The organism is Streptomyces sp. NPDC057963, from assembly GCF_042887155.1.
Classification (GTDB): domain Bacteria; phylum Actinomycetota; class Actinomycetes; order Streptomycetales; family Streptomycetaceae; genus Streptomyces.
This window is the reverse complement of sequence record NZ_JBHVPX010000054.1, coordinates 1-12427: the sequence shown is the minus strand read 5'-3', so window position 1 is coordinate 12427 and position 12427 is coordinate 1. Positions and strand designations below refer to the sequence as shown.

11 protein-coding genes are annotated in these 12427 nt (G+C 72.5%); 6 read left to right on the top strand and 5 right to left on the bottom strand.

The genetic code is table 11. The features are described 5' to 3' along the window. Positions 1 to 73 precede the first annotated feature (73 nt). Positions 74 to 1828 (bottom strand): acetyl/propionyl/methylcrotonyl-CoA carboxylase subunit alpha, encoded by a 1755-nt coding sequence (locus tag ACFVT1_RS40650; RefSeq protein ID WP_389805744.1) that lies wholly within the window; start codon positions 1826 to 1828, stop codon positions 74 to 76. A gap of 410 nt (positions 1829 to 2238) precedes the next feature. Here ACFVT1_RS40650 and ACFVT1_RS40645 point away from each other — a divergent pair, with 410 nt between their 5' ends. After that, positions 2239 to 2706: a hypothetical protein gene (locus ACFVT1_RS40645; RefSeq protein WP_389805741.1), complete on the top strand. Its 468-nt coding sequence runs from the start codon at positions 2239 to 2241 to the stop codon at positions 2704 to 2706. A 134-nt stretch (positions 2707 to 2840) separates the two neighbouring features. Here the strand turns inward: ACFVT1_RS40645 and ACFVT1_RS40640 are convergent, their stop codons facing one another. The 4 genes from ACFVT1_RS40640 to ACFVT1_RS40625 form a co-directional block, all read right to left on the bottom strand. Beyond that, positions 2841 to 3452: a Maf family protein gene (locus ACFVT1_RS40640; protein ID WP_389805739.1), complete on the bottom strand. Its 612-nt coding sequence runs from the start codon at positions 3450 to 3452 to the stop codon at positions 2841 to 2843. A 168-nt stretch (positions 3453 to 3620) separates the two neighbouring features. After that, positions 3621 to 3749, bottom strand: a complete 129-nt coding sequence (gene mmpB / locus ACFVT1_RS40635) for a morphogenic membrane protein MmpB (RefSeq protein ID WP_018519111.1) — start codon at positions 3747 to 3749, stop codon at positions 3621 to 3623. A 157-nt stretch (positions 3750 to 3906) separates the two neighbouring features. Next, entirely contained in the window at positions 3907 to 4113 is a 207-nt protein-coding gene (locus ACFVT1_RS40630) for an acyl-CoA carboxylase epsilon subunit (RefSeq protein ID WP_389805736.1), read from the bottom strand. Positions 4114 to 4127: 14 nt separating this feature from the next. Next, positions 4128 to 5711 (bottom strand): acyl-CoA carboxylase subunit beta, encoded by a 1584-nt coding sequence (locus tag ACFVT1_RS40625; RefSeq protein ID WP_389805734.1) that lies wholly within the window; start codon positions 5709 to 5711, stop codon positions 4128 to 4130. Between the two features lie 156 nt (positions 5712 to 5867). On the opposite strand from ACFVT1_RS40625, the gene ACFVT1_RS40620 reads away from it, so the two are divergent. From ACFVT1_RS40620 to hutH, 5 genes are all read left to right on the top strand, one after another. Further along, positions 5868 to 6734, top strand: a complete 867-nt coding sequence (locus ACFVT1_RS40620; RefSeq protein WP_389805732.1) for a biotin--[acetyl-CoA-carboxylase] ligase — start codon at positions 5868 to 5870, stop codon at positions 6732 to 6734. A 368-nt stretch (positions 6735 to 7102) separates the two neighbouring features. Continuing rightward, on the top strand, positions 7103 to 8275 hold the full coding sequence (locus ACFVT1_RS40615) for an adenylate/guanylate cyclase domain-containing protein (RefSeq protein ID WP_389805730.1): 1173 nt from the start codon (positions 7103 to 7105) through the stop codon (positions 8273 to 8275). Positions 8276 to 8417: 142 nt separating this feature from the next. Then, positions 8418 to 9230: an enoyl-CoA hydratase/isomerase family protein gene (locus tag ACFVT1_RS40610; protein WP_389805728.1), complete on the top strand. Its 813-nt coding sequence runs from the start codon at positions 8418 to 8420 to the stop codon at positions 9228 to 9230. Between the two features lie 85 nt (positions 9231 to 9315). Further along, a complete protein-coding gene (locus ACFVT1_RS40605) occupies positions 9316 to 10479 on the top strand; it encodes a diguanylate cyclase domain-containing protein (RefSeq protein ID WP_389805725.1) in 1164 nt (387 codons plus the stop codon). Positions 10480 to 10603: 124 nt separating this feature from the next. Continuing rightward, the gene (hutH, locus tag ACFVT1_RS40600; RefSeq protein ID WP_389805722.1) at positions 10604 to 12157 is read left to right on the top strand and encodes a histidine ammonia-lyase; all 1554 of its coding nucleotides are present in this window, start codon (positions 10604 to 10606) and stop codon (positions 12155 to 12157) included. The last annotated feature ends 270 nt before the right edge of the window (positions 12158 to 12427 follow it).

Below are 12427 nucleotides of genomic sequence, written 5' to 3'. Positions count from 1 at the left end.
GGCTCGGAGCCGTACGGCTCCGAGCCCGCGGGGGCCCGGTGGAACAACGGGTGCCGCTCGACCGGCCGCCCGGTCAGTCCTTGATCTCGCAGATCACGGCGCCGGAGGAGACCGAGCTGCCGACCTCGGCGGCCAGTCCCTTGATGGTGCCGGCGCGGTGCGCGTTCAGCGGCTGCTCCATCTTCATGGCCTCCAGGACGACGACGAGGTCGCCCTCCTGGACCTGCTGGCCCTCCTCGACGGCGATCTTGACGATGGTGCCCTGCATCGGGGACGCCAGGGTGTCGCCGGAGACCGCGGAGCCGGACTTCTTCGCCGCGCGGCGCTTGGGCTTGGCGCCCGCCGCGAGACCGGTACGGGCCAGGCTCATGCCCAGCGACGAGGGCAGCGAGACCTCGAGCCGCTTGCCGCCAACCTCGACGACCACGGTCTCGCGACCGGCCTCCTCCTCCGCCTCCACGTCGGCGGCGGCGGTGAAGGGCTTGATCTCGTTGACGAACTCGGTCTCGATCCACCGGGTGTGGATCCGGAACGGGGCACTGGTGAACGCCGGGTCGGTGACGACCGCGCGGTGGAACGGAATGGCGGTGGCCATGCCCTCGACGTTGAACTCGGCCAGTGCGCGCGCCGCCCGCTGCAGCGCCTGCTCACGGGTCGCGCCGGTCACCACGAGCTTCGCCAGCAGCGAGTCCCAGGCGGGGCCGATGACGGAACCGGACTCCACGCCCGCGTCGAGGCGGACGCCGGGGCCGGTCGGCGGGGCGAAGACGGTCACCGTGCCGGGAGCCGGCAGGAAGCCGCGGCCCGGGTCCTCGCCGTTGATCCGGAACTCGAAGGAGTGTCCGCGCACGGCCGGGTCGTCGTAGCCGAGCTCCTCGCCGTCGGCGATGCGGAACATCTCGCGTACGAGGTCGAGGCCGGTGACCTCCTCGGTGACCGGGTGCTCGACCTGGAGGCGGGTGTTGACCTCCAGGAACGAGATGGTGCCGTCCGTGCCGACGAGGAACTCCACGGTGCCCGCACCGACGTATCCGGCCTCCTTGAGGATGGCCTTCGACGCCGCGTACAGCTCGGCGTTCTGCGCCTCGGAGAGGAACGGCGCGGGGGCCTCCTCGACCAGCTTCTGGTGGCGGCGCTGGAGCGAGCAGTCACGGGTGGAGACGACGACGACGTTGCCGTGGGTGTCGGCCAGGCACTGCGTCTCGACGTGGCGCGGCTTGTCGAGGTAGCGCTCCACGAAGCACTCGCCCCGGCCGAACGCGGCCACGGCCTCACGGACCGCGGAGTCGTACAGCTCCGGGATCTCCTCCAGCGTGCGCGCCACCTTCAGTCCGCGACCGCCGCCACCGAAGGCGGCCTTGATCGCGATCGGCAGCCCGTGCTGCTCGGCGAACGCCACGACCTCCGCGGAGCCCTCGACCGGGTCGGGCGTGCCGGCCACCAGCGGGGCACCGGCGCGCTGCGCGATGTGCCGGGCGGCGACCTTGTCACCGAGGTCCCGGATCGCCTGCGGCGGCGGGCCGATCCATGTCAGACCCGCGTCGATGACGGCCTGGGCGAATTCGGCGTTCTCCGACAGGAAGCCGTATCCCGGATGGATCGCGTCCGCCCCGGAGTCCTTGGCAGCCTGGAGCACCTTGGCCATGTCCAGATAGCTGGCGGCCGGGGTGTCACCGCCCAGAGCGAATGCCTCGTCGGCCGCACGCACATGCAGAGCGTCGCGGTCCGGGTCGGCGTAGACGGCCACGCTCCCGATCCCGGCATCCCGGCATGCCCGAGCAACGCGGACAGCAATTTCGCCACGGTTGGCGATGAGCACCTTGCGCACGATGGCTCCCTCCTTGAAACAAGCTGAGTTTAGGGACTACCGACACGGCCCTACGACCCGTCCCCAATGGTGAGCTTGCCCACACGGAGTGTGATTCGAGGCTTGCTCAAGTCGCGAAATCCCTTGTGGCACCACGGTACGCCGGGTTTCATGACCGCACAGTAGCCACAAGGTGTGGTCCAGGTCTCTGTTCGCGCAAGCAGCTACGCCCGGCGTTTCTTTGTCGAGTCCCCACTAACGGGCGAACGATTCTTTGCCCGACGCACGAGAGCCGCCACAAGGGGGTGCAGAGGAAGCGCACGGACGCGCGCGGGTGGTGCGGGGCGGAAGTGAAGGCCGGCCGCACTCTTGTCCCGCGCGTTACCCATGAGTAGGGTCCCCGCTGTCGCACGTACTGCAGGTAACAGGGGGTGAGCACCGTGGTGCGCAGACCGGTGGCGTTCGTGGCCGCGATCGTGCTGTTCGTGGAAGCCGTGGGCATCGTGTTCATCAATGCCGTCCTGGCGACGGTCGTCAAGAACCAGGACATGTCGCTGGCCGGGCTGGACCCCGCCGCCATCTCCCACGGCACCTGGGCGATGGGCGGTGTCTTCGGCCTGTACCTGCTGCTGTGCGGACTGGTCCTCCTGCTGACCGGCATCCGCGACCGGGCCCCCGGCCGTATCGGCCGCATCGCCCTCATCGCCTGCGCCGTGGTGCACGGGGTGCTGGGCGCGCTGACGGTCGGTCTGGTCGGCTGGGCGGCGTTCGGGTCCATGATGGTGGTGCTCGGGCTGATCGTGCTGACGCTGGTGGCGTACGGCCCCGGCCCCGAGGCCGGGCCAGGTGCCGACCGGCCCGCGGGTGACGCCGAGCCGAGCGCGCCGGCCCCGATCTGACCCGTACGGCGTACAGGGCCCGACCCGGACGGCGCACAGGGCCCGACCCGTTCGGCCCGGCCCGAGTCCGGTCGGCCCGACCCGAGTCCGGTCGGCCCGGCCCGAGGGCGGTCCGGCCGGGACACCGGTCCGGTTCAGGCCCAGAGCTCGGTGACGGAGATCCCCAGCTCGCCCAGCAGCCGGCGCAGCAGCGGCAGCGAGAGCCCGATGACATTGCCGTGGTCGCCCTCGATGGAGTCGACGAACGGCGCCGAGCGGCCGTCCAGGGTGAAGGCGCCCGCAACGTGGAGCGGCTCGCCCGAGGCCACGTAGGCGGCGATCTCCGCGTCCGTCGGTTCGCCGAAGCGGACGGTCGTGGAGGCGGTCGCCGAGGCCGTGCGCCCGGTCGCGGTGTCGATCACGCTGTGGCCGGTCCGCAGCACCCCGGCGCGGCCGCGCATGGACTTCCAGCGGGCGGTGGCCTCCTCGTCGTCGGCCGGCTTGCCGAGCGCCTCGCCGTCGAGTTCGAGCACCGAGTCGCACCCGATGACCAGGGCGCCCGCAGCCTCCGGCCGGCCGGCCACCGCGGCGGCCTTGGCCTGGGCGAGCACGAGGGCCAGTTCGGCCGGCGTCGGGGCGTCGAGCGCGTCCTCGTCCACCCCGCTGACGATCACCTCGGGCGCGAATCCGGCCTGCCGCAGAAGACCGAGGCGGGCGGGGGAGGCGGAGGCGAGCACGAGACGGCGCTGATCAGTCATACGCGCCATCGTAGAAGCAGACGGGCGGCGGCCGGCCCGCCGGGCGGCAACCCGGCCGTCCGGCCGTCCGGCCGTCCGGCGTACGAGGACCAGCGGCCGGGACCGGTGCTCGGGACCAGGGCCGGGAGGTTCGGGATCAGAGGCAGGGGTCCGGGCGGAGCCCGGTGGCGGTGCCCCTCACCGCGTTCCGAGCACGAGCATCGCGACCACCATCGCGAGCGCAAGCACCAGCCCCGCGCGACGCATCATGTCCTGGGCGTCGCGCAGTTCCTTCGGCGGCTTGTTCTCGGGGTCGGACCACAGCATGGGACCGATCCTGCTGCGGTCGTGTATGCCGCGCCTGAGTACGGGTACTCAGGCGCCCTGGTGCGTACGGACCAGAAGCGCGCCCGGACGCACCGGAGGTCCGGGTCCCGTACGGACCCGGACCTCCTGAAACACGTGCGAACGGGTACGGCCGCGACTATCCGGGCCAGTACGTGCGCGCCCAGGCCCGCGGCCCCGGCAGACGGCGCTCGCGGCGGGCGAGGCGTCCCGGGTCGGACCACTGGCCGGGCAGCGCCGGCGCGCCGGACGACACCTCGGACGTCGCCGCCGCGCGGGCCCGGACCACCGCCAGTGCGGCGGCGAGCTCCTCAGGGGTCGGGTTGCCCCGTACGACCTTGATCATGGCCAGGGCCCTTTCTAGAGGGGGATGTTGCCGTGCTTCTTCGGGGGCAGCGACTCCCGCTTCGTACGCAGCTGGCGCAGCCCCTTCACGATGTGGGCGCGGGTGTCGGACGGCATGATCACCGCGTCCACGTAGCCGCGCTCGGCCGCCACGTACGGGTTGAGCAGCGCGTCCTCGTAGTCGGCGATCAGCTCGGCACGGGTGGCGTCCTGATCCTCGGCGGCGGCGATGGTGCGGCGGTGCAGGATGTTCACCGCGCCCTGCGCGCCCATGACGGCGATCTGCGCGCTCGGCCAGGCGACGTTGATGTCGGCGCCCAGGTGCTTGGAGCCCATGACGTCGTACGCGCCGCCGAAGGCCTTGCGGGTGATCACCGTGATCAGCGGGACGGTCGCCTCCGCGTAGGCGTAGATCAGCTTGGCGCCGCGGCGGATGATGCCGCCGTACTCCTGGTCGACGCCGGGCAGGAAGCCGGGGACGTCGACGAAGGTCAGCACGGGCACATTGAACGCGTCGCAGGTGCGGACGAACCGGGCCGCCTTCTCGCTCGCGTTGATGTCCAGGCAGCCCGCGAACTGCATCGGCTGGTTGGCGACGACGCCGACCGGATAGCCCTCCACGCGCCCGAAGCCGGTGAGGATGTTCGGCGCGAACAGGGCCTGGGTCTCCAGGAACTCGCCGTCGTCCAGCACGTGCTCGACGGCGGTGTGCATGTCGTACGGCTGGTTCGCCGAGTCCGGGATGAGGGTGTCGAGCTCGCGGTCCTCGTCGGTGGTGGTGAGGTCCGCCTCCTCCGGGAACGCCGGTGCCTCGGAGAGGTTGTTCGACGGGAGGTACGACAGCAGCGACTTGACGTACTCGATGGCGTCCTTCTCGTCGCCCGCCATGTGATGCGCCACGCCGGAGGTGGTGTTGTGGGTGCGGGCGCCGCCGAGCTGCTCGAAGCCGACGTCCTCGCCGGTGACGGTCTTGATGACGTCGGGGCCGGTGATGAACATGTGCGAGGTCTGGTCGACCATGACGGTGAAGTCGGTGATCGCGGGGGAGTAGACCGCGCCACCCGCGCACGGTCCGACGATCAGCGAGATCTGCGGGACGACGCCCGAGGCGTGCACATTGCGGCGGAAGATCTCGGCGAACAGGCCGAGCGCGGCGACGCCTTCCTGGATGCGGGCACCACCGCCGTCGTTGATGCCGATGACCGGGCAGCCGGTCTTCAGCGCAAAGTCCATCACCTTGACGATTTTCTCACCGTAGACCTCGCCGAGCGAGCCGCCGAAGATGGTGAAGTCCTGCGAGTAGACGCAGACGGGGCGGCCGTCGACCGTGCCGTATCCGGTGACGACGCCGTCCCCGTACGGGCGGTTCTTCTCGATGCCGAAGTTGGTGGAGCGGTGCCGGGCGAATTCGTCGAGCTCCACGAAAGAGCCCTGGTCGAGCAGGAGGTCGATCCGCTCGCGGGCCGTCAACTTGCCCTTCGCGTGCTGCTTCTCGACCGCGCGTGCGGAGCCTGCGTGCGTCGCTTCGTCGATTCGGCGCTGCAGGTCCGCGATCTTGCCCGCGGTGGTGTGGATGTCGATCTCTTCCGGCTCGGACATCGGGTGGCGGCTCCCTGCCTGGTCACGGGGGACGACTGTGCTGCTGATCAGCTGCTGAACCACCACTGATCAGGTACTGGACACCTACTGACCCGTAGCGTATCGGCGTGGATACGGTTCGGCAGTGCGTCGTTTACCACACCTAGTCTGGCTTGCATGACACCTTCGGATGCGCCTCACAGCCGCTGGTCGGACCTGGACCGGCCGCCCCTGAACGTCCCCGCGCTGCGCCGCGGGCTGCTGCGGCCGGGCGGGCTGTGGACCGCGCTCGACGTCGTGGAGACCACCGGGTCCACCAACTCCGATCTCGCGCGGCGGGCGGCGGAGGGGCTCGCCGAGGGCGCCGTGCTGATCGCCGAGGAACAGACCGCCGGCCGCGGCCGGCTGGACCGCACCTGGACGGCTCCGGCCCGTTCGGGCCTCTTCTTCTCCGTCCTCCTGAAGCCGGGCGGCGTCCCGGTCGGGCGATGGGGCTGGCTGCCGCTGCTCGCCGGCGTCGCGACGGCCACCGGCCTGGCGCGCGCCGCGGGCGTCGACACGGCCCTGAAGTGGCCCAACGACCTCCTCGTGACAGTGGAGAGCGAGGAGCGGAAGGCGGGCGGCATCCTGGCCGAGCGCGCCGGGGACGGCGTCGTCGTGGGCATCGGCCTCAACGTCTCGCTGCGCGCCGGGGAACTCCCGGCCCCCACGGCCGGTTCGCTGGCCCTGGCCGGGGCGGTCTCCACCGACCGGGAGACGCTGCTGCGGGGCGTACTGCGCTCGCTGGAGCACTGGTACGGCCAGTGGCGCGCCGCGGACGGCGACGCGGCGGCGAGCGGCCTGCGGGAGGCGTACGCGGCGGGCTGCGCGACGCTGGGCCGGACGGTACGGGCCCAGCTGCCCGGCGGCCGCACGCTCATCGGCGAGGCCGTGGCGGTCGACGGCGACGGCCGGCTGATCCTGTCCACCGACGACGGCCTCCAGGAACCCGTTTCGGCGGGCGACATCGTGCACCTGCGGGGGGTCGGGGGCGGCCTGACCTGAGGGCGCGGGAGCGGCCGTCACGGCGCGCCCGGCCACCCTGCCGCCGCCCGGACGCGGGCCCCGTCCGCACCGTGCCGGGCCCGGGTGCGCACGGAGGCGGGGCGCCTCCGGCACGGGCGCCCACGGGGAGGCCGCAGCGACGTCTCCGCCCCGCCCCGCGCCCCGGCTCACCCGGCCGCGTACCCGGGGCACGGGACCACGCCCTCCCGGAAACCGCCCACCGGCCGAAACCTCCCGCGCCCCCGGCTCACCCGGGAGCGTTCCCCGACGCCCTGGGGACGTGAGCCACGGCACACCTGCCGTATCGTTGAGGCGATCCACCGACAGATCGGCAGGGCAGTGCGCAGGGAACGGGCAGGAGGCGGCTGGTGACCGTCGACGACACGACCTCCGGTGCGGGCGCGGAGCCCCCGCCGGAACCCTCGGTCCACCCGACGCCGCATCACGAAGTCGACCATACGGCGGAACCGACCGACGATCCCCTCGCGATCCGGCTGGAGCAGCTGATCCTGGGCGCCGACCGTCGCTACACGCCGTTCCAGGCGGCCCGTACCGCCGGCGTCTCGATGGACCTGGCCTCCCGGTTCTGGCGGGCCATGGGCTTCGCCGACATCGGACAGGCCAGGGCGCTCACCGAGGCCGATGTGCTGGCGCTGCGCCGGCTCGCCGGCCTCGTCGAGGCGGGGCTGCTCAGCGAGCCGATGGCGATCCAGGTGGCCCGGTCCACCGGGCAGACCACCGCCCGGCTGGCGGAGTGGCAGATCGACTCCTTCCTGGAAGGGCTGACCGAGCCGCCCGAGCCCGGAATGACCCGGACCGAGGTCACGTACCCGCTGGTCGAGCTGCTCCTGCCGGAGCTGGAGGAGTTCCTGGTGTACGTGTGGCGGCGCCAGCTCGCCGCCGCCACCGGCCGGGTCGTGCAGGCCGCCGACGACGAGGAGATGGTCGACCGGCGCCTGGCCGTCGGTTTCGCCGACCTCGTCGGTTTCACCCGGCTGACCCGGCGGCTGGAGGAGGAGGAGCTCGGCGAACTGGTCGAGGCGTTCGAGACCACCTGCGCCGACCTGGTCGCCGCCCACGGCGGCCGGCTCATCAAGACCCTCGGCGACGAGGTCCTCTTCGCCGCCGACGACGCGGGCACCGCGGCCGAGATCGCGCTGCGCCTGATCGAGGCGATGACCCAGGACGAGACGATGCCCGCGCTGCGCGTCGGCATCGCGTTCGGCACGGTCACCACCCGAATGGGCGATGTCTTCGGTACGACGGTGAACCTCGCCAGCCGGCTGACCTCCATAGCGCCCAAGGACGCCGTGCTGGTGGACGGGGCGTTCGCGGAGGAGCTGACCCGCACCGGCGACGCCCCGGCCTCCGAGGCGCAGGCGGCGGCGGAGGCCGCGGTCGCCGAGAAGGAGCGCCGGGCCGGCGTGGAGCCGGTGCCGGTGCCCGCGTACCGCTACGGGCTGCAGCCCATGTGGCAGCGCCCGGTGCGCGGCCTCGGCGTCGTGGAGCCCTGGCTGCTGGCACGCCGGGGCACGTCCTGAGCCGGTCCCGGCCCCATCCTCCGTCCGGCGCCGGGCGCGGACTCCACCCCGGTCCCCGCACGACGGTCCCGGCCCGGGACCGTCGTGCGGGGCGCCCCATAGGATCCCTCCGGTAACGCTCGTTAACCGGAGGGGTGCAGTCATGACCGTCACGTCCGAGCAGCGGTTCGGGGAACACGTCGTCGTACGGGTCCACGAGGGGCAGGAGCACGTCGCCGAACTGGTTCTGGACCGCCCGAAGGCGATGAACGCGGTGTCCACGGACATGGCGCGCTCGATCGCCGCCGCCTGTGCCGCACTCGCCGCCGACCCGGGGGTACGGGTCGCCGTCCTCACCTCCAGCCACGAGCGCGCCTTCTGCGTGGGGGCGGACCTCAAGGAGCGCAACTCCTTCACCGACGCCGAGCTGCTGCGCCAGCGCCCCACCGCCCGCGCCGCGTACACCGGCGTGCTCGAACTGCCGATGCCGACGATCGCGGCCGTCCACGGCTTCGCGCTCGGCGGAGGATTCGAGCTGGCCCTGTCCTGCGATCTGATCGTCGCCGACCGCACCGCCGTGGTGGGCCTGCCCGAGGTGTCCGTCGGTGTCATTCCGGGCGGCGGCGGTACGCAGTTGCTGCCGCGGCGGATCGGCGCGGCGCGCGCCGCCGAGCTGGTCTTCACGGCCCGCCGGGTGGAGGCGGCCGAGGCACGCGAGGCGGGGCTGGTCGACGAGCTGGTGGAGGAGGGGCGGGACCGCGAGGCCGCGCTGGCGCTCGCGGGCCGGATCGCCGCCAACTCCCCGGTGGGGCTGCGGGCCGCCAAGCGGGCGCTGCGGCTCGGGCACGGCCTCGACCTGCGGGCCGGTCTCGAAGTCGAGGACGCCGCCTGGCGGTCGGTCGCCTTCTCCGGCGACCGGGCCGAGGGCGTGGCCGCGTTCAACGAGAAGAGGAAGCCGAACTGGCCCGGTGAGTAACGTTGCGTGTTCAAAGAGACACGCAACGAGTATCGCCGATGTCCCAAACTGATCAAATCACCACAAACCTACATAAGCTGTAGTGATGGGTGGTGATGATGCGCGGCTGCGGGCCGTGGTTTCGCTTGCACAGACGATGGCGGCGGCGCACACCCCGCGGGGGTCGTGGCGAGCGGCTGCGCTGGGGGCGTGCGAGGCGTTGGGCGGCAGCTTTGCCGCGCTCTCCGTGTGGGAGCGCGGCCCCGGGCGGCTGCGCGTGCTGGTCAACGCGGGCGAACGGGCCGAAGGGGAGGAGGAGTTCCCCGAGGGCGAGGCGTACCCGGTGCACCAGTTCCCGGAGATCACCGAGTTCCTGCACGAACGGTGGGCCGGCGGCGGCGAGCCGGACGCCTGGGTGGAGACCGCCGACGGCCCGGCGGGCGGGATGCCGTGCGCCGGGGTGCGCGGGTACGGCCGCGGGTACTGCGAGCAGCGGGTGGCCGCCCTGCGCCGACGCGGGCGCGGCTGCTGTGTGGTGGCGCCGATCGTGCTGCACGGGCGCGCCTGGGGCGAGCTGTATGTGGCCCGCCCGATGGGGGAGCCGGTGTTCGGGCGGGAGGACGCGGACTTCGCGACCGTGCTGGCTTCGGTCGTCGCCGCCGGGATCTCCCAGAGCGAACGGTTCGAGGAGGTCCGCAAGCTCGCCTTCACCGATCCGCTCACCGGGCTGGCCAACCGCCGCGCCGTCGACGTGCGGCTCGACGAGGCGGTGGAGCGGCACCGGGCGGACGGGGCCGTGGTCAGCCTGGTCGTGTGCGACCTCAACGGCCTCAAGCGGGTCAACGACACCCATGGCCATGCGGTCGGGGACCGTCTGCTGGAACGTTTCGGCTCGGTGCTGTCCCGTTGCGGGGCCATGCTGCCCGGTGCGCTCGCGGCCCGGCTCGGCGGTGACGAGTTCTGTCTGCTCGCGGTGGGGCCGGGGTCGGAGGACGTGATCCGGGTGGCCGGTGAACTCTGCGAGCGAGCGGGCGAGTTGGAGCTGGGGGACGGGGTGGCGTGCGGCATCGCGTCGACCGGTGATCCGATCGGCCCGGTGGTGTCGGCGCGGCGGCTGTTCCGGCTGGCGGACGCGGCCCAGTACCGCGCGAAGGCCGCCCGTTCCGCCGAGCCGGTGGTGGCGGGGCGCGACGGCGAGGTGATCCGGCTGGCCGACTCGCCGCCCAGGTCTCCGCACGACCGCCGCCACCTGCGCGGCAGCCGTCCGTGACCGTGCGGCGCCGCACCGGCGCGGGGTCGGCGCGGGGTGTGCCGTGCTCGTGCAGCAGATCGGTAAGGGGTCAACCGTACGACGACTAGTGACATGAAGGGATTCAGTCCGTACGCTTCTGAATATGGATATGCACACAGTCGTGGTGGGGACGTCCGGTACCACCGCCCAGGACGTCATCGCCGTGGCCCGCGGCAACGCCCGAGTCGAGCTCTCCGCGGCGGCCGTGGGCGCGCTCGCCGCCGCCCGCGAGATCGTGGACGCGCTCGCCGCCAAGCCCGAGCCGGTCTACGGCGTCTCCACCGGCTTCGGGGCGCTGGCCAGCCGGCACATCAGCCAGGAGCTCCGCGGCCGGCTCCAGCGCAACATCGTCCGCTCGCACGCCGCCGGCATGGGACCGCGGGTCGAGCGCGAGGTCGTCCGCGCCCTGATGTTCCTGCGGCTGAAGACGGTGGCCTCCGGGCACACCGGCGTACGGCCCGAGGTCGCGCAGACCATGGCCGACGTCCTCAACGCGGGCATCACCCCCGTCGTCCACGAGTACGGCTCGCTCGGCTGCTCCGGCGACCTGGCCCCGCTCTCCCACTGCGCCCTGGCGCTGATGGGCGAGGGTGACGCGGAGGGCCCCGACGGCACCGTGCGCCCCGCCGGCGAGCTGCTCGCCGCCCACGGCATCACCCCGGTCGAGCTGCGCGAGAAGGAGGGCCTCGCCCTCCTCAACGGCACCGACGGCATGCTCGGCATGCTCGTCATGGCCCTCGCCGACCTGAAGAACCTCTACACCTCGGCCGACATCACCGCCGCCCTCTCCCTGGAGGCGCTGCTCGGCACGGACAAGGTGCTCGCCCCGGAACTGCACGCCATCCGCCCGCACCCGGGCCAGGGCGTCAGTGCCGACAACATGCTGCGGGTCCTCGCCGGGTCCGGCCTCACCGGCCACTTCCAGGAGGACGAGGCGCCCCGTGTGCAGGACGCCTACTCCGTGCGCTGCGCGCCCCAGGTCAACGGCGCCGGACGCGACACCCTCGACTACGCCGCGATCGTCGCGGGCCGCGAACTGGCCTCCGCCGTCGACAACCCCGTCGTCCTGCCCGACGGCCGGGTCGAGTCCAACGGGAACTTCCACGGCGCCCCCGTCGCGTACGTACTCGACTTCCTGGCGATCGTCGCGGCCGACCTCGGTTCGATCACGGAGCGCCGCACCGACCGGCTGCTGGACAAGAACCGCTCGCACGGGCTGCCGCCGTTCCTCGCCGACGACGCCGGTGTGGACTCGGGCCTGATGATCGCTCAGTACACCCAGGCCGCCCTGGTCAGCGAGATGAAGCGGCTCGCCGTCCCGGCCTCGGCCGACTCGATCCCGTCCTCCGCGATGCAGGAGGACCACGTCTCCATGGGCTGGTCGGCGGCGCGCAAGCTCCGTACCGCCGTCGACAACCTCGCCCGGATCGTCGCCGTCGAGCTGTACGCGGCGACCCGCGCCGTCGAACTGCGCGCCGCCCAGGGCCTCACCCCCGCGCCCGCCTCGCAGGCCGCCATCGAGGCGCTGCGCGCGGCAGGCGTCGAGGGCCCGGGGCCGGACCGCTTCCTTTCGCCGGACCTGGCCGCGGCGGACGCGTTCGTACGGGAGGGCCGGCTGGTCGCCGCGGTCGAGCCGGTGACCGGACCGCTGGCCTAGGGCCTCTCGTCCGGATCACGCCGGGCTCGCGGGGTCCGGCACGCACGCTCGCGGCGTTGTCGTCGGTCGCCGACGCTCTGCGTCGACTCCCTCCTCCGCCTTGCGATCGCACGCACCGGACCCCGCTCCCTGATCCGGCCTGATCCCGACGAAAGACCCTAGTAGGGCTTTGTTGCGTCTCTGGGCAAGGGGCCTTTCTGGTGGTTTCCTGATGGTATGAGGGTGGATGAACTCGCCGTGTGTCGGGGCCGGTTGGAGGAGTTTGCTGGG